The sequence below is a fragment of the Marinomonas hwangdonensis genome (assembly GCF_003721245.1).
Classification (GTDB): Bacteria; Pseudomonadota; Gammaproteobacteria; order Pseudomonadales; family Marinomonadaceae; genus Marinomonas; species Marinomonas hwangdonensis.
In genome coordinates, this window is sequence record NZ_RIZG01000004.1 from 162,124 (window position 1) to 179,920 (window position 17,797).

Below are 17,797 nucleotides of genomic sequence, written 5' to 3' on the forward strand. Positions count from 1 at the left end.
AATGGCAAAAATACGTACTATTTCTTTTGATTCCATTGTAATTGGTGGCGGTGGCGCTGGTATGCGTGCTGCGCTTCAATTGACTGAGTCTGGTTTAAACACGGCTTGTATTACAAAAGTTTTTCCAACGCGTTCGCACACTGTGTCTGCTCAGGGTGGTATTACCTGTGCGATTGCAAGTGACGATCCGAATGACGATTGGCGCTGGCACATGTATGACACCGTTAAAGGGTCTGATTACATTGGTGACCAAGACGCTATCGAATACATGTGTTCTGTCGGACCACAAGCGGTTTTCGAGCTTGAGCACATGGGGCTACCTTTTTCTCGTACTGAGCAGGGTCGTATTTATCAGCGTCCTTTCGGTGGTCAATCTAAAGGCCCAAATGACAGCACACAGGCTGCACGTACTTGTGCCGCGGCAGACCGTACAGGTCACGCGCTTTTACACACTCTTTATCAGGGTAACTTAAAAGGTGGCACCACATTCTTCAATGAGTGGTATGCCGTTGATTTGGTGAAAAATAAAGAAGATGCGGTTGTTGGTGTTATTGCGCTTTGCGTTGAGACAGGTGAGACCGTTTATCTAAAAGCGAAAGCAACTGTTATTGCGACAGGTGGTGCAGGTCGTATTTATCAGTCCACGACTAATGCTCACATCAACACGGGTGATGGTGTTGGTATGGCTTTGCGTGCTGGTTTTCCGATGCAAGATATGGAAATGTGGCAGTTCCACCCAACAGGTATTTATGGTGCGGGTACGCTGGTAACGGAAGGTTGTCGCGGTGAAGGTGGATACCTAATCAATAAAGATGGCGAGCGTTTCATGGAGCGTTATGCGCCGAATGCAAAAGACCTTGCTGGTCGTGACGTTGTGGCTCGTTCTATGATCCTTGAAATTCTAGAGGGTCGTGGTTGTGGTCCAGATGGTGATCACGTATTGCTTAAATTGGATCACTTGGGCGAAGAAACGTTGAACAAGCGTCTTCCAGGTATTCTAGAGCTTTCTCGTACGTTTGCGCACGTTGATCCAGTGAAAGAGCCGATTCCGGTTATACCTACTTGTCACTATATGATGGGCGGAATTCCTACGAATATCGGTGGTCAAGCGCTTAAGCAAAACGAAGCAGGTGAAGATATCATTATTGATGGTCTTTATGCCTGTGGTGAAGCGGCGTGTGTATCTGTACACGGTGCTAACCGCCTAGGTGGTAACTCCCTGCTTGACTTAGTTGTATTCGGGCGCGCGGTGGGTTTGCATGTTAAAAAATCGTTAGATGAAGGTTTTGATTCGTTAGACGCTGATGATACCAATATTGATCAAGCTTTGGTTCGATTGAATCGTCTTAATAATTCAACGGGTGGTGAAAGTGTTGCCGCCGTTCGTGCTGACCTTCAGCGTGTAATGCAACTCTATTTCGGTGTGTTCCGAGATGGTGAGGCAATGCAGAAAGGCTTGGCTCAACTTAAAGAAATTCGTGCTCGCGTTGAAAATCTTAATCTTGCTGATAAGAGTATGGCATTTAACACGGCTCGAATTGAAGCGCTTGAGTTAGAGAATCTATTAGAAGTGGCAGAAGCAACAGCCATTCCTGCTGAATTCCGTAAAGAGAGTCGCGGTGCGCATGCCCGTAATGACTTTACTGAGCGGGACGATGAAAATTGGTTGAAGCATTCTTTGTTCCATCCAGCGGATAAGAAAGTGACCAAGCGTGACGTGAATTTTGCGCCAAAAACGATGGAAGCTTTCCCACCCAAAGCTCGTACATACTAAGGAGATATGTCAATGTTAGTTAGTATTTATCGCTACAATCCTGAGAAAGACGACGCTCCTTACATGCAGGATTATGAAATCGAGTTGCCAGCAGGTAAAGACTTGATGGTACTTGATGTTTTGAATCTGCTTAAGGCTCAAGATCCAAGTATTTCTTACCGTCGATCATGCCGTGAAGGTGTTTGCGGTTCTGATGGTATGAATATGTCAGGAAAAAATGGCCTAGCTTGCATCACGACTGTGTCTGAAGCGGCTAAAAATGGTAAGCTAATACTTCGCCCTTTACCTGGATTGCCGGTTGTTCGCGACCTTGTTGTAGATATGGGTCAGTTCTACAAGCAGTATGAGAAAATCCGTCCGTACTTGCTTAATGATACGCCAGCGCCAGCTATTGAACGTTTGCAAAGCCCAGAAGAGCGTGAAAAGCTTGATGGTCTATATGAGTGTATTTTGTGTGCTTGCTGTTCAACTGCATGTCCATCTTTTTGGTGGAATCCAGATAAGTTCATCGGGCCTTCAGGTTTGCTGCAAGCCTATCGTTTCTTGGCAGACAGCCGAGACACGGCAACACAAGAGCGCTTAAGTGATTTAGATGATCCGTTTAGTGTTTTCCGTTGTCATGGTATTATGAATTGCGTAAACGTTTGCCCTAAGGGGTTAAACCCAACCAAAGCAATTGGTAATATTCGTACTATGCTTTTGCAAAGAGCGACTTGATCAAAACTTTGTGTGGTCCTAGGTGCTGTTAAATTATGACCACCATAAAGTAGGCGGCTTGAATCTTATTTCAATGCCGCCGTTTTTGCATATTCTTGTTAGAATAAGCGACAAAAAGAATTTTAAAAGTTCGATCTTAGCGAGCAAGGATGCACAAAGAAAAGCCATTGCCTAAGTGTTTATGGATTTCAAGGGTCTTTATTTCATAATAAAGGTTCTGCAACGGCTTAGTATTAAACGTTTAAGAGCGGAAGTAGCTGGAAATAAACAAAAAAACCGAGGCTTTAATAGCCTTACGGGCCTGATAAAATGATCTGCCTAAATTATAATAGGCAGATACCGGGACCCCGGTAGCTGGCTCGAACATAAGGGTGATCGAGAATGCACGAAAGTTTAATGGAGTTGCTGTGGAGCACCTCACATTTTTCAGGTGGTAACCTGGAATATGTTGAAGGCTTGTTTGAAAGCTACCTCGTCGATCCGAATTCGGTGTCGGAAGAGTGGCGTAAATGTTTTGATCAGTTGCCTCGTGTGAGTGAGGCGCAGTCGACTGATCTACCTCACTCAGTGATTCAAGAGCAGTTTCTACAGATTGGTAAGAACAAATTCCGTTCTATGCCGGTATCAACAAAGTCGGTAGCAAGTTCTGATCATGAGCAAAAACAGATTAATGTATTGCAGTTGATTAATGCATACCGAGTTCGCGGTCATCAGCATGCTTCATTAGACCCTTTGGGTTTACAGAAGCGTGAGAAAGTGGCGGATTTGGATATTGGTTATCATCAATTAACTGGTGCTGATTTAGACACAGAATTTAATGTGGGTTCACTGTTTTTTAACAAAGAGTCGTTAAAATTAAGTGAGATCATATCCGAGCTTGAAAAAACCTACTGCGGAAGCATAGGTTACGAGTTTATGCACATTGTTGATACGCAAGAAAAAGCGTGGCTTCAACAGCGTGTTGAATCAGTTCGTTCCCACCCAGAATATTCCCAAGAAACTCGCGAAGCCTTACTAGAGCGATTAACCGCCGCAGAGGGTTTAGAGAAATACCTAGCTAGCCGTTATCCAGGTGCGAAGCGTTTTGGTCTTGAAGGTGGCGAAAGTCTAATTCCCATGGTTAATGAACTGATTCAGCGTTCTGGTGCACTTGGTGCGAAAGAAGTTGTGATCGGCATGGCTCACCGTGGTCGTCTAAACGTTTTGGTTAATACGTTAGGTAAAAATCCAAAAGATTTGTTTGATGAGTTTGAGGGTAAAAAGCTCGTTAATACATCTGGCGACGTTAAGTATCACCAAGGCTTTTCTTCAAATGTGATGACAGCGGGTGGCGAAGTACACATTGCTTTGTCTTTTAACCCCTCGCACTTAGAAATCGTTTCTCCTGTTGTTGAGGGTTCTGTACGAGCTCGTCAAGATCGTCGAAATGATAGCACGGGTAAAACAGTTGTCCCAATCTCGATACACGGTGATGCTGCGTTTGCGGGCCAAGGCGTGGTCATGGAGACATTTCAGATGTCTCAGACTCGCGCTTACCGTACCGGTGGTACGGTTCATATTGTTATCAATAACCAAGTGGGCTTTACAACAAACCGTCAAGAAGATTCGCGTTCGACCGAATACGCAACGGATGTGGCAAAAATTATTCAAGCACCTATCTTTCACGTAAACGGAGATGATCCAGAAGCGGTGCTTTTTGTCACACAGCTTGCCTTGGATTATCGCTACGAGTTTGGTCGAGATGTTGTGATTGACATGGTTTGTTACCGCCGTCGTGGTCACAATGAAACGGATGAGCCTTCAGGGACTCAACCGCTCATGTACAGCATCATCAATAAGTTGAAAACGACACGTACTTTGTACTCTGAGCGTTTGGTGAGCGAATCTGTTGTTTCACAAGAACAGTCAGATAAAATGGTCGTTGAAAACAGAGAAGATCTTGATAATGCTCGCCACGTAGCAAAAAGTCTTGTTTTGGAGTCGCAGGCAGGTTCTTTTGTTGACTGGAAGCCTTATCTAGGTGTTGAGTGGACAGACCCAGGCGACACCGGCTACCCATTAGCTAAATTACAAGAAGTGGCGAAAAAGCTGACACATATTCCTGACGGGATTGTTGTACAGCGCCAAGTGCAAAAGATATATCAAGACCGTGACAAGATGACAGCCGGTGCCTTGCCATTAAATTGGGGTTATGCGGAAATATTGGCTTTTGCTACATTGCTTGAGCAAGATTATCCTATTCGTATCACTGGACAGGATTCAGGTCGCGGTACTTTTTCTCATCGTCATGCTGTGATTCACAGCCAAAAAGATGGCAGTACCTATATACCTTTAAAACACTTATCTGAAAACCAACCTCAGATGGATTTGTATGACTCATACCTGTCTGAAGAAGCAGTATTAGCTTTTGAGTATGGTTATGCCAGTACTTCACCAAAAGGTTTGGTTATTTGGGAAGCACAGTTTGGTGATTTCGCCAATGGTGCCCAAGTTGTGATCGACCAGTTTATTACCAGTGGTGAGCACAAATGGGGTCGCTTGTGTGGTCTGACTATGCTGTTACCACATGGCTATGAAGGACAAGGACCAGAGCACTCTTCTGCAAGATTAGAACGTTTCTTACAGCTTTGTGCAGAGTACAATATTCAGGTTTGTGTGCCGACAACGCCTTCGCAAATTTTCCACATTATTCGTCGCCAAGCTATTCGACCAATGCGTCGTCCGCTGATCATTATGTCGCCTAAGAGTTTGCTGCGTCATAAACAAGCCACGTCTACTTTGGAAGAGTTAGCAAACGGCAGCTTTAAGACAGTGTTGCCTGAGTCTTCTGAAGCCATTGAAGCGTCAAAGGTTAAACGTATTATTCTTTGCAGTGGCAAAGTGTACTACGATCTTATTAACCGTCGTGAAGAATTGGCAAAAGACGACGTCGCAGTGATTCGCTTAGAGCAATTGTATCCGTTCCCATACGCTGACCTTGAGTCAGAGTTGGAGCAGTACAAGAATGTTGAGAGTTTGGTTTGGTGTCAAGAAGAGCCTAAGAACCAAGGTGCTTGGCATGCCAATCGTCACCGCATGAATCGAGTATTGGAAAAATTGTATCCAGAGTTGAAAATACGCTTTGCAGGGCGTATTTCGTCTGCCGCACCAGCGGCTGGTTACATGTCTATCCATGTTGAAGAACAAGAAGCACTGGTCAACGACGCGTTAGTTGGTTAGTTCAGTAGCCTATCAAAGAGATAAGGGTATAAAATGAGTATTGAAATTAAAGCACCGAGTTTTCCTGAGTCTGTCGCTGACGGTACCGTAGCAACTTGGCACAAACAGCCTGGCGAGTCTTGTGCTCGAGACGAGCATATTGTTGACATTGAAACAGACAAAGTTGTTCTAGAAGTGGTTGCTCCCGCTGACGGCGTACTGAAAGAAATCCTTAAAGGTGAGGGTGACATCGTGTTAAGTGATGAAGTCCTAGCAATTTTTGAATCTGGTGCAACGGCAACTGCTGCGCCTGCTGAGAAAAAAGCACCTGCTGCTGCGTCCGCTGCTTCTTCTGAAAAAGAAAGAGTGCAAATTAAAGCACCATCTTTTCCTGAATCTGTTGCTGACGGTACTGTTGCTGCTTGGCATAAGCAGCCTGGTGAAGCATGTAGCCGCGATGAGCACATTGTTGATATTGAAACCGATAAAGTGGTGTTAGAAGTGGTTGCGCCTGCCGATGGTGTTATTGCAGACATCATCAAAGCAGAGGGTGATACTGTATTGAGCGACGAAGTGCTGGCTAATTTTATTGTTGGTGGAACGAGCACTTCAACAGATAGTGTGGCTCAGGCTTCTGCGTCGAACGAATCAACGTCCGATGGTGACGAAGATGGTGTAGCGGGCCCAGCGGCACGTAAAGCGCTTGCTGAAGCTGGCATGACTGCTACTCAAGTAAAAGGCACAGGCAAAGGTGGTCGCATAACAAAAGAAGATGTTGAAGCAGCGGTTACAGCAAAAGCTTCTGCATCGGCGGCGAAACCGGCTTCTGCTCCAGTAGCTCCTGCTGCTAAGAAACCCGTACCAGCGGCTTCTCCAGCCTTAGGTGCAGATGGCCGTATTGAAAAACGTGTTCCCATGACGCGTCTGCGTGCCACTATCGCTAAACGCCTTGTTGAAGCTCAACAAACTGCAGCCATGCTAACGACTTACAACGAAGTCAACATGGGCCCTGTGATGGAATTGCGTGCTAAATACAAAGATTTGTTTGCCAAGACACACAACGGTACTAAACTTGGTTTCATGTCTTTCTTTGTAAAAGCAGCGACAGAAGCGTTGAAGCGTTTCCCAGCAGTAAATGCTTCTATCGATGGTAATGACATGGTGTACCATGGTTACCAAGATATTGGTGTGGCTGTTTCTACGGATCGTGGTTTGATGGTTCCTGTATTACGTAATACAGAAGCTATGGGCCTTGCGGATATCGAGTCAACTATCATGGATTTCGCACTTCGCGGACGTGACGGTAAGCTTGGTATGGACGATATGCAAGGCGGTACTTTTACCATTACTAATGGTGGTACTTTCGGCTCTTTGATGTCGACACCTATTATTAACCCGCCTCAAACTGCTATTTTGGGTATGCATAAAATCCAAGACCGTCCAATGGCGGTTAATGGTCAAGTTGTTATTCAACCAATGATGTACTTGGCGCTTTCTTACGATCACCGTATGATTGACGGTAAAGAAGCCGTACAATTCTTGGTAACGATTAAAGAGCTGCTTGAAGATCCAGCACGCCTTTTACTTGAAGTTTAAGTATTTGCTACAATTCAATTGTGTGAATTAAATACTCGACGGAGCTTTTATGCTCCGTTTAGTTTGAATGAAAAATAGGACCTCTTATGTCTGATAAATTTGATGTTGTTGTAATCGGTGGCGGCCCTGGCGGTTACGTCGCTGCAATTCGCGCTGCTCAATTAGGCCTTAAAACAGCTTGTATCGAAAAATGGTTAGACAAAGAAAACAAGCCACGTTTAGGTGGAACTTGTTTAAATGTTGGCTGTATTCCTTCTAAAGCCTTGCTTGATTCCTCTCATAAATATCACGATGCAAAAGAAGCATACGGTATCCATGGCATTACCGTTGGTGATGTAGCGATGGACGTTGTCGCGATGGTTAACCGCAAAGACAAGATTGTTGATCAGCTAACAAGTGGTATTACAGGACTGTTCAAAGCCAATGGTGTCACCAGCTTTGAAGGTTTTGGTAAAATCTTAGCGAACAAGAAAGTTGAATTTACTGCACACGATGGCACAGTGTCTGTTCTTGAAGCCGACAATGTTATCTTAGCGACAGGTTCTGTTCCAATTGATATCCCACCTGCACCTCGTACTGGTGACATCATCGTTGATAACCAGGGTGCGCTTGATTTTACAGCTGTTCCTAAGCGTCTTGGTGTAATCGGTGCTGGCGTTATTGGGCTAGAGTTAGGTTCTGTCTGGGCGCGTCTTGGTTCTGAAGTGGTTGTTCTTGAAGCACAAGACTCTTTCCTAAGTCTTTGCGATCAAGATATGGCCAAAGAAGCGGCTAAAATCTTTAAAAAGCAACATTTAGACATTCGTCTTGGTGCTCGAGTAACCGGTAGTGAAGTAAAAGGCGACGAAGTTGAAGTGACTTACCTAAGCGCCACAGGTGAAGAGCAGAAGCAGACGTTTGATAAGCTGATTGTTGCCGTTGGTCGTAAGCCATTTACTCAAGGTTGTTTCTCTGAAGATTCAGGGGTTAAGCTTGATGAGCGTGGATTTGTATTTGTTGACGAGCAGTGCCGTACTTCTGTACCAGGCGTTTATGCAATCGGTGACATAGTGCGCGGTCCTATGCTTGCACACAAAGCATCCGAAGAAGGCGTTATGGTTGCAGACATCATTGCAGGCCACAAAGCGCAAATGAATTACGACTGTATTCCTTCCGTCATTTATACTCACCCTGAACTTGCTTGGGTAGGTAAAAATGAGCAAGAACTGAAAGCAGAAGGCGTTAAATACAAAGTAGGTAAATTCCCATTTGCCGCGTCTGGTCGTGCTATGGCAGCAAACGAAACAGATGGTTTTGTTAAAATGATAGCTTGTGAGGAAACAGATCGCATACTGGGTTGCCACATCATTGGTAGCCATGCGGCTGATTTGATTGCTCAAGCAGTGATTGCAATGGAGTTTGGTTCCACTGCGGAAGATATTGCATTGACAGTGTTTGCCCACCCAACGGTCAGTGAAGCTGTTCATGAAGCAGCACTTGCTGTCGATGGCCATGCTATCCACATTGCTAACCGTAAAAAACGTTAATAAAAATTAGATTTGCCGGCTAAAAAGCCGGTAATTTCTGTCTTAACCGACAGAGCTTATGTTAATCATTCAGATGAGCGGAAGAATCACATGAACCTACATGAATATCAGGCCAAGCAGCTTTTTGCTGAATACGGCCTGCCAGTATCGACAGGGTACGCAGTAGAATCGCCAGAAGCGGCGGTGGAAGCAGCGAAGAAAATTGGTGGTGACAAGTGGGTGGTTAAAGCTCAGGTTCACGCTGGTGGACGCGGTAAAGCAGGCGGTGTAAAGCTTGTTGATTCTTATGAAGAAGTCGCTGCTTTTACAGAGCATTGGTTAGGTAAAAACTTGGTAACTTACCAAACTGACGAAAAAGGTCAGCCAGTTGCTAAGATCCTAGTTGAATCTTGCACTGACATTGCTAATGAATTGTATCTTGGTGCGGTTGTTGACCGTTCTACTCGTCGCGTTGTTTTCATGGCGTCGACAGAGGGCGGTGTTGAAATCGAGAAAGTAGCAGAAGAGACACCTGAGCTTATCCATAAAGCGATCATCGATCCTTTAGTGGGTGCACAACCTTACCAAGCTCGTGAATTAGCGTTTAAATTGGGTCTTAACCCAACTCAAATCAAGCAATTCACTAAAGTATTCCTTGGTTTGTCTCAGATGTTCCACGACTACGATTTCGCCTTGCTTGAAATCAACCCTCTTGTTATCACTGACGAAGGTAACCTTCATTGTCTAGATGGCAAAATCGGTATCGACAGCAACGCTGTTTACCGTCAAAAGAAAATGCAAGAGTTCCATGATCCATCTCAAGAAGATGAGCGTGAAGCCCATGCAGCACAGTGGGAACTTAACTATGTTGCACTAGACGGAAACGTTGGTTGCATGGTTAATGGTGCCGGCCTTGCAATGGGTACGATGGATATTGTAAACCTACATGGTGGCAAGCCAGCTAACTTCCTTGACGTAGGTGGCGGTGCGACGAAAGAGCGTGTTGCTGAGGCGTTCAAAATTATCCTTTCTGACAGCAATGTTAAAGCGGTATTGGTTAACATTTTCGGTGGTATCGTTCGTTGCGATATGATCGCTGAAGGTATTATCGGTGCCGTTGAACAAGTAGGCGTGAACGTGCCTGTTGTTGTTCGTCTTGAAGGTACAAACGCAGAGAAAGGCCGTGAAGTGCTTGCAAATTCTGGTCTAGACATCATCGCTGCAACCAGTCTAAAAGACGCGGCTGAACAAGTTGTTAAAGCTGCGGAGGGCAAATAATAATGTCTGTTTTAATTAATAAAGATACTAAAGTAATCTGTCAGGGCTTCACTGGTGGACAAGGTACGTTCCATTCTGAGCAAGCCATTGCTTACGGAACGAAAATGGTCGGTGGTGTAACACCTGGTAAAGGTGGTCAAACTCACCTTGGCCTGCCAGTGTTTAACACAGTGAAAGAAGCGGTTGAACAAACAGGTGCAGAAGCTTCTGTTATCTACGTTCCAGCGCCTTTCGTTAAAGACTCTATCCTTGAAGCGGCTAATGCGGGTATCAAACTGATTGTTTGTATCACAGAAGGCGTTCCAACATTAGACATGCTTGATTGTAAAGTAGCCTGCGATAGCCTAGGCGTACGTTTGATTGGTCCTAACTGCCCAGGTGTTATCACTCCTGGTGAGTGTAAGATTGGTATCATGCCTGGCCATATTCACATGCCAGGTAAAGTTGGTATCGTGTCTCGTTCTGGTACTTTGACTTATGAAGCGGTTAAGCAAACTACAGATGCTGGCTTCGGTCAATCTACTTGCGTAGGCATTGGTGGTGACCCAATCCCAGGTACTAACTTCATCGACGTATTGGAAATGTTCCAAAACGACCCACAGACTGAAGCGATTGTGATGATCGGTGAAATCGGTGGTACGGCAGAAGAAGAAGCGGCTGCTTATATCAAAGCAAACGTGACTAAGCCTGTTGTTTCTTACATTGCGGGCGTTACTGCTCCTGCTGGTAAGCGCATGGGTCATGCTGGCGCGATCATTTCTGGTGGTAAAGGTACAGCTGATGAGAAGTTTGCTGCCCTTGAAGATGCTGGTGTGAAAACAGTACGTTCTTTGGCCGATATCGGCGCTGGACTGAAAGAAATTACTGGTTGGTAATCCTATAATCTTTGGTGCTTTAAAAAGCGCAATTGATGATAAAATCCCTGCTACTAGCAGGGATTTTTTTTAGCTGCTTATCGCCACTCTAATGTTACATTAGTAAATACTTTACGGTGTTCTATACAAATAATAGGCGTCATAATAAAAAGAAGAGGTGAATATAGTGTCACGTGAATCTTGTTACGATATTACGGTAGTGGGCGCGGGAATCGTTGGTTTATCTACCGCTTGGCAACTGGTTCAACGCTACCCAAACCGCCGCATACTATTGGTGGAAAAAGAATCGAAAGTGGGTATACATCAAACTGGCCATAATTCTGGGGTGATTCACGCAGGAGTATATTATGCGCCTGGCAGTTTGAAAGCCGACTTTTGTCAACAAGGTGCTGCAGCGACAAAGGCTTTTTGTACAGAACATCAGATTGATTTTGATCAGTGTGGAAAGTTGCTTATCGCGACCAATGATCTTGAAAAAGAACGCATGCAGGCCCTTTTTAAGCGTTGTGAAGAAAATGGTCTAGAAGTCATACAGCTTGACCAGGACGAGTTAAAAGAGCGAGAGCCTAACGTAAAAGGCGTTGGTGCTTTGTTTGTGCCTTCGACTGGCATAGTGAATTATCGACACATCTGTGAAAAACTGGCTGAGCTTTTTGTCAAAGCAGGTGGTGAACTTCGTCTTGATAGTTCTGTTGTGGATTTAGAAGAAAGCCACGAGAGAGTGGCTGTTACTCTAAATAATGATTTAATAAACACCTCATACTTAATAACTTGTGGCGGTTTGATGGCCGATCGCTTGACCAAAATGTTGGATATTCCCACCGACTTTCAGATTATTCCTTTTCGTGGCGAATATTACCAATTGCCAGCAAAGCACAATACATTGGTCAATCACCTTATTTACCCTATTCCTGACCCTGACCTGCCCTTTTTAGGGGTTCATCTTACTCGTATGATTGATGGTTCAGTCACTGTTGGTCCTAATGCAGTGCAAGGTTGGAAGCGCGAGGGCTACGGTCGCATTAATATCGATTTGCGTGATATTTGGGATATGGTTCGTTTCCCAGGGTTCTGGAAATTACTAAAAAACCATTGGTGTACTGGCTTAGTTGAAACAAAAAACTCTTGGCATAAACCAGGCTATTTAGCACAGGTGAGAAAGTATTGTGACCTTGTTGAATTAGACGATTTACAAGCGTACCCGGCGGGAATTCGAGCTCAAGCGGTGATGAACGACGGCAGTCTTGTGCATGATTTCTTGTTTGCACAGAGCGCAAGAACCCTGCATGTCTGTAATGCACCATCGCCTGCGGCGACCAGTGCCTTTCCAATAGGTGAGTACATCATCAATAAATTGGATAAGCAAATGGTGTCTGTCTAGAAACTAAGAGCGCAGATCTCAAGCCTTCGTTGAAAAATACGAGCTTAGTTTGCGCCTTGGCTATCGTAGGGGTAGAGTGGGGTACAGGCAATCATTTATAAGGAATCAGTATGACAATATCTAGTAAGCGTCGTTGTTCGAATCGTTTGTTGAAAGGCGTAGTCGGCCTTTTGCTTCTCACTCAGTTAACTGCTTGCGGTACATTACTTTACCCCGAGCGCAGAGGTCAAACGAACGGTCAGATAGACGTGGGTGTAGCGGCTTTAAATGCGGTTGGACTGTTGTTTTTTTTCGTTCCTGGTGTAGTTGCGTTTGGGGTAGATTTTATGACAGGCGCGATTTATCTGCCTGGAGGTGGTCTAGCAAACCTAACCGAGGATGAGCTGAAAACGATAAAAAATACACCAGAAACCATTGATGTTGAAACATTCAAAAAGGTCATAGCACAACGTAATGATATTAACCTTCCTCAGGATGTGTATACGGATCTGCTTAATGTGGTTGAAATGTCATCGACTCAGTCGCTAAAAATGGCCATGGATTTATCCACTGAACGCGTGGCTTTTGCGCGAGTGCAGTAAAATTACAGAGTTCTGGTATAGCTTTTTCTATGTGGCAGACACTTATTGTATCAGCGAAGGTTACGGGGGAGGCTGTTATGGGGAGCGAGATTGAATCCACACTGTGACTTTATCCGCATTCATAGGTTGAACAAAATGGTACCCTTGCCCAAAGAGATAGCCAGCTTTGAGAAGCGCCAGTCTTTGCTCGTTTGTTTCCACGGCTTCGGCGATGAGCTGAATTTTTAGTGCCTTACTTAACGTCGTTAAATGAGAAGAGAGGAGCTTATCTTTATGGCTGGTGGGAAGGTGTTGAATTAATTTTTTGTCGACTTTTAACTTGTTGATTGGCACGTCTTGAATACATACCAAAGAAGCATAGTCTGCACCAAAATTATCAATCGCAATAGAAACACCAAGTCGGCGACAAGATTCAGCCACTTTTATTGCTTGTTGTAGATTTTTGAGAAGGATATTTTCGGATATTTCTATCGTCAGTAAGGCTGGGAGAAAATCGTTATTCTTCTCCAAACATAGAGCTAGTTTTGTAATGAAATCCGGTGCAAAAAATTGAGCGCTGGAGACGTTCACGCTGATTCCGACCGTATGTCGCCATAATTTGGCTTGTTGAATGGCTTCTTCAATAACCCATTCGCCAATGACAAGTCCCACACTTGGGTGTTCTAATGCTTCTAAAAATAGGGTGGGAAGAATATGACCAAGAATCGGATGGTTCCATCTTAGTAGGGCTTCAACACCAACCACTTTATCTTCTTGCAGACTCATCTGAGGCTGATAGTAGAGTTCAAATTCACCTTGTTGGATACCTTTTTCTGCTGCTTGCAGTAGTGCTTTGCGGGCAAGCTGGCGAACTTCTTCCTCTGGGTCAAAAAACAAAATGTTGTTATTTCCCTTATGCTTTGCTCGATACATGGTTTGATCGGCTCGGCGGAGAATAGTGTCGGCGTCAATGCTGTCGCTTGTCACCATCGCAATACCTATACTAACAGACACTTTAACATGACAGTCAAAATCAACTAATTCAATAGGTGCATTAATCACAGCAATGAGCCTCTCAAGAAAGCGATCACACTCTTGCTCCTCTGTCATATCACGCAACAGCAAAACAAATTCATCGCCGCCTATTCTGGCTAGCGTGTCGTTCTTTCGTAAAGCGTCGTTAAGTCGATTCGCAATCGTAAACAAAACATAATCGCCAGCACCATGGCCATAGTGGTCATTAATCGGTTTAAAATTATCCAAGTCGAGAAAGGCAACCGCAGCGGACTCTTGACTCGTGATGACGTGTTGTAACTTTTCGTGCAGTAATGGACGGCTGGCAAGCCCAGTTAAGTTGTCGTAGTGCGCCATGTTATGGAGCTTTTTCTCGAGTTCAGCACGTTGGATAGAGCTAATAATGGCGCGCAATAGTTGCGAAGATTGTAACTGATTTTTTAATAAGTAATCGCTTGCGCCAAGTCGCATCGCTTCGGCCGCCACCTCTTCATCTCCGAGTCCGGTGACCATGATCACAGCGCAGCGTTTGTCCAAAATAGTACGGATTGAATTGAGCAGAGATAAGCCAGACTGTAGTCCCAAGCGATAGTCAACAATGACACAATCAAACTCATCATCTTCAAGAAACATCATAGAGTCCTCTACACTAGACGCTTCTGAAATGTCAGTCTCTATGTCCGATTTTAATAGCATTCGGCGTAGGCGTTCACGGTCAACGTCGTCGTCATCGACAATCAACAATTTTAAAATAGTATTTTTTTGCGCTTCTGAACACAGCATTGTTTTGTCCTGCTCAACAATTTGGTTCGACAGCGTTCTTGTACGCATCTAACAAGGTCGCTAATTTGGCAAATTGTGGGCCCACCGCCGATTTCACCATATAGCCTGCCACGTTGTTATCGTACGCTTGGGATCTATCATTATCATCGTTAGACGTAGTTAAAATGAATATAACAGTATCTTTTAGTTCTGCATCCTCACGAACGCTGGCTAGGAACTCAAATCCATTCATCACTGGCATATTTAAATCCAAAAGCACTAAATAGGGCGTGGTTAAGATCCTCATAGGGTCTTGTTTTTTTAGAATTGTCATGGCGGCTTTACCATGTTCGGCATAGACCAAATAAATGTCGGGTGATACTTTTTTTAAGCTACGTGCAATAGACTCTGCCGCCACATCGTCGTCTTCAACAATTAAAACACTCAATTCGTTAATCATGGTTATCTTTCCTGATAAAACGTGGCCACCAAACATGAAAGGTAACGCCACGTCGAGGCTGATTGGTTTCTACACAAATACGACCGCCGTGGGTTTCAACTAATCGACGACTGACCGAAAGCCCTATGCCGGTTCCACTTCTCTCACTTGACGTTACCGTCTGAAATAATCGAAAAATTCGCTCATGGGCAGCCTCAGGTATCCCAGGACCATCATCACAGATAGAAAAATGACAAAAATTGTGGTCGACTTGTGAGCGAATTAAAATCGATCCTACTTTGGTGTCGTGGTGTTTAATGGCATTGCTGATGAGGTTTCTAAGAACCGTTTCAAGGGGAGTACAGAAGGCGGTAAGTTGTGTTAACTGAATATCGCGGCTTAAACACAAACTATCTGGGACTTCTAATAAGTCTATCGTACGATCCAAAAGCAAATTAACATCCACTTCTTCGGCGATAGCGTCTTTTTTACCCGCTTTTGCATACGTTAATAAGTTGTCGATCAGCTGTTCCATTCGCTTAATACGGATGTCAATCCGATCCAAGTTGTTTGACACATCGGGCAGCGTATTCGGCTCAAGATCTTCTTTTATCCACTCTAATAAATCGGCCATGCCTCGCAGAGGGGAGCGCAGATCATGAGAGGCGACATACGTAAACTCTTCAAGATTCTTATTGGTTTCGCGTAATGCTTGTTCCATTCTCTTGCGTTCGGTGATGTCTAGCAAAGAGACGAACACCATATTTTTGTTTTGCTCATCTTCGAATGGGCTTAAGCCAATTTCAACGGGGAATTCACGGCCATCTTTATGCAATGCTGTCAGGTCTCTGCCAGCGCCCATCGTTCTGGGCATGGGGTTGGCGTGGAATGAGTGGCGCAGATGGGTATGATGCTGACGATAGCGTTCAGGTAAAAGCATGTCGAGCGGTTGCTTGATGATCTCATCAAGCTGATAACCAAAATATTGGCAAAGCATGCTGTTAGCAAGTTGAATGATGCCATTGGAATCCACCACCAAAACGCCATGGGGCGCTACTTGGATAGACCGCTGAAACACAGTCGTTGCATGTCGTTTTGGGGAAAGGTCAACTAAGGTCACCAAAACCATGGGGCTATTTTCGCTGGGAAGCGGATTCATACCCACATCAATAGGAAGTAAACGCCCGCTTTTACACTTTACGAGAAAGGTTTCCTCTTCGCCTATAGAGCGTTTATGTGGGTTTTGAAAAAAGCTTTTGATGTATGCCGCATGACTTTTTTGATAATCAGAGGGCAGTAGCACCCCCACATCTTCATCAACCAGTTCATCACTCTCATAGCCCAGTATTTCGTTGAGTAAATCATTAGCCAAGATGATTCGCGCATCAGAGCTGACCAGCATAGCACCCAACGGCAAGAAATCGACCAGATGCTTCAACGATGCGGTCTTATTCAAAGATTCAGGGTGAAAAGCAAAAGATGAATTAGCGGCGTCCTGTTGACTCATCGCATCTTCCGAATAAAGTAGAACATCTTTATAGGTATAGACTACAAACAAGGCGTCAGCAAATTCACCCTCATAAACCGATTAAGTTTTTGTGTACTCTGCGATCATTAATTCACAAATTTGATTTTAGTCGTACTGAGTAGCGCAGTACTGCTAGAGTCAGAAAAATTCTCAGATGTTGTTTCAATAAAAAACACTTCGAGCTTTTCTTGGTCGGCAATTTTTTTACCTTCGATAGGACCAAGACACAACATAGCCGTTGCCCAAGCATCTCCTAACATTCCGTCTCTGTGTAACACGGAGGCGGAAACAAGCTTATGTTTGACGGGCTCACCGCTGCTCGGATTGATAATATGAGAATATTCCACACCATTCTCATCGAAATAGCGATTGTAGGTTCCAGATGTGTCCAGTGTGACGCCTTTTTCGTCGATGACGTTCATGATCTTATAAATCTTTGGTGCCGCTGCGGTGGCGTGGGTGGGTTGCTGGATGGCAATGCGCCATTGATCACCGTTGGGTTTTTGGCCCTTGACTTTTAAGTCGCCACCAAACTGAATCATGTAGTTTTTTACGCCATTTGCTTCCAGGACCTTACTCAATTTACCAATCGTATAGCCTTCCCCCATAGAAGAAAAATCCAACGCCAAGGTGGGGTGAGTTTTACGCACGCGGGAAAGATTTGTATCGACCTCTATTTTATCTATGCCTAATTTTGCTTTAGTTTCGGCAATTTCAGCAGAAGTAGGAACATAAAAAGACGCATTTTTAAATCCCCACAAATCAAACAAGGGGCCAACGGTAGGATCGTAACAACCTTGAGATTTACGATGAATGTCTTTCGCGGTCGTTATCAAATTTATAAAGTCTGGTGATGCCGTCTGCCACGCAAGTGAGGGACTGGCGTTAAATTCAGAAATATAGGAATCAGGGCGGTAAGTGGACAACTCTTTGTCTATCAGCGAAAGAATTGAATCAAACTCAGTTTGAACTTCACTGACAGGTGTTTTATCTTGTGACCAAAACAACACTTGGTAAGAGGTGCCCTGAGCATAGCCCTCAATATTTTCTATTTTAGGGGGTTCACTGCACCCGACGAGGAGTGTCAAGGTAACCCCGCACACAGCCAATAAGACACGGCGCTTAATTCGTAATTGAATTGAGTTGGACATAAGAATAAGCCTTACAAAA

Annotated in this window: 13 protein-coding genes; 9 read left to right on the plus strand and 4 right to left on the minus strand. The window is 44.5% G+C overall.

Annotation, left to right across the window (positions count from 1 at the left end; all coding sequences use genetic code 11):
• The first annotated feature begins 1 nt into the window (after position 1).
• The 9 genes from sdhA to EBI00_RS08740 all read left to right on the plus strand — a co-directional run bounded on the left by sdhA (position 2) and on the right by EBI00_RS08740 (position 12,905).
• A complete protein-coding gene (gene sdhA, locus EBI00_RS08700) occupies positions 2–1,774 on the plus strand; it encodes a succinate dehydrogenase flavoprotein subunit (RefSeq protein ID WP_123095544.1) in 1,773 nt (590 codons plus the stop codon).
• A 12-nt stretch (positions 1,775–1,786) separates the two neighbouring features.
• Positions 1,787–2,491: a succinate dehydrogenase iron-sulfur subunit gene (locus EBI00_RS08705; RefSeq protein WP_123095545.1), complete on the plus strand. Its 705-nt coding sequence runs from the start codon at positions 1,787–1,789 to the stop codon at positions 2,489–2,491.
• A gap of 381 nt (positions 2,492–2,872) precedes the next feature.
• Positions 2,873–5,710: a 2-oxoglutarate dehydrogenase E1 component gene (locus EBI00_RS08710; RefSeq protein ID WP_123095546.1), complete on the plus strand. Its 2,838-nt coding sequence runs from the start codon at positions 2,873–2,875 to the stop codon at positions 5,708–5,710.
• Positions 5,711–5,743: 33 nt separating this feature from the next.
• Positions 5,744–7,285, plus strand: coding sequence for a 2-oxoglutarate dehydrogenase complex dihydrolipoyllysine-residue succinyltransferase (odhB, locus tag EBI00_RS08715; protein WP_123095547.1), 1,542 nt, complete (start codon positions 5,744–5,746; stop codon positions 7,283–7,285).
• Between the two features lie 86 nt (positions 7,286–7,371).
• A complete protein-coding gene (gene lpdA / locus EBI00_RS08720; RefSeq protein ID WP_123095548.1) occupies positions 7,372–8,811 on the plus strand; it encodes a dihydrolipoyl dehydrogenase in 1,440 nt (479 codons plus the stop codon).
• 90 nt (positions 8,812–8,901) lie between these two features.
• A complete protein-coding gene (gene sucC, locus EBI00_RS08725) occupies positions 8,902–10,068 on the plus strand; it encodes an ADP-forming succinate--CoA ligase subunit beta (protein WP_123095549.1) in 1,167 nt (388 codons plus the stop codon).
• 2 nt (positions 10,069–10,070) lie between these two features.
• A complete protein-coding gene (gene sucD, locus EBI00_RS08730) occupies positions 10,071–10,943 on the plus strand; it encodes a succinate--CoA ligase subunit alpha (protein ID WP_123095550.1) in 873 nt (290 codons plus the stop codon).
• A gap of 166 nt (positions 10,944–11,109) precedes the next feature.
• Complete coding sequence (gene lhgO / locus EBI00_RS08735; protein ID WP_421930366.1) at positions 11,110–12,324, plus strand: L-2-hydroxyglutarate oxidase; 1,215 nt, start codon at positions 11,110–11,112, stop codon at positions 12,322–12,324.
• 110 nt (positions 12,325–12,434) lie between these two features.
• Positions 12,435–12,905, plus strand: coding sequence for a polyribonucleotide nucleotidyltransferase (locus tag EBI00_RS08740; protein ID WP_123095552.1), 471 nt, complete (start codon positions 12,435–12,437; stop codon positions 12,903–12,905).
• A 75-nt stretch (positions 12,906–12,980) separates the two neighbouring features.
• Here the strand turns inward: EBI00_RS08740 and EBI00_RS08745 are convergent, their stop codons facing one another.
• The 4 genes from EBI00_RS08745 to EBI00_RS08760 all read right to left on the minus strand — a co-directional run bounded on the left by EBI00_RS08745 (position 12,981) and on the right by EBI00_RS08760 (position 17,778).
• Positions 12,981–14,681 carry a GGDEF domain-containing response regulator gene (locus EBI00_RS08745; protein WP_123095553.1) on the minus strand — a complete coding sequence of 567 codons (1,701 nt, stop codon included), beginning with the start codon at positions 14,679–14,681 and terminating at the stop codon, positions 12,981–12,983.
• A 13-nt stretch (positions 14,682–14,694) separates the two neighbouring features.
• Entirely contained in the window at positions 14,695–15,120 is a 426-nt protein-coding gene (locus tag EBI00_RS08750; protein WP_123095554.1) for a response regulator, read from the minus strand.
• The gene (locus EBI00_RS08755) at positions 15,113–16,606 is read right to left on the minus strand and encodes a sensor histidine kinase (protein ID WP_123095555.1); all 1,494 of its coding nucleotides are present in this window, start codon (positions 16,604–16,606) and stop codon (positions 15,113–15,115) included. Before EBI00_RS08755 ends, EBI00_RS08750 begins: the two co-directional genes overlap by 8 nt.
• Positions 16,607–16,713: 107 nt before the next feature.
• Positions 16,714–17,778: an FAD:protein FMN transferase gene (locus tag EBI00_RS08760; protein WP_123095556.1), complete on the minus strand. Its 1,065-nt coding sequence runs from the start codon at positions 17,776–17,778 to the stop codon at positions 16,714–16,716.
• Positions 17,779–17,797 lie beyond the last annotated feature (19 nt).